Source organism: Nocardia amamiensis NBRC 102102 (assembly GCF_001612745.1).
Taxonomy (GTDB): Bacteria; Actinomycetota; Actinomycetes; order Mycobacteriales; family Mycobacteriaceae; genus Nocardia; species Nocardia amamiensis.
Window position 1 is genome coordinate 1 of the sequence record NZ_BDBA01000448.1, and the last position, 375, is coordinate 375.

Sequence of the window (375 nt, forward strand, 5' to 3'; positions counted from 1 at the left end):
GAGCAAGACCTTGAACGACTCCGGAATGCCCGGCTCCGGAATGTTCTCGCCCTTGACGATCGCCTCGTAGACCTTCACCCGACCGACCACGTCGTCGGACTTGATGGTCAGCAGCTCCTGCAGCGTGTACGCCGCACCGTAGGCCTGCATGGCCCAGCACTCCATCTCACCGAAACGCTGACCACCGAACTGCGCCTTACCACCCAACGGCTGCTGGGTGATCATCGAGTACGGACCGGTCGAACGCGCGTGGATCTTGTCGTCGACCAGGTGGTGCAGCTTCAGGATGTACATGTAGCCGACCGCACCGGGTACGGGAACGGCTCGCCGGAACGTCCGTCGAACAGCGTGGCCTTACCGTCGTCGTTGACCATG

The 375-nt window shown here is 62.4% G+C and carries 1 pseudogene; it reads right to left on the reverse strand.

Annotated features, from left to right (window positions below):
• A pseudogene (locus NA4_RS38330) lies at positions 1-375 on the reverse strand (DNA-directed RNA polymerase subunit beta); the annotation flags it as partial.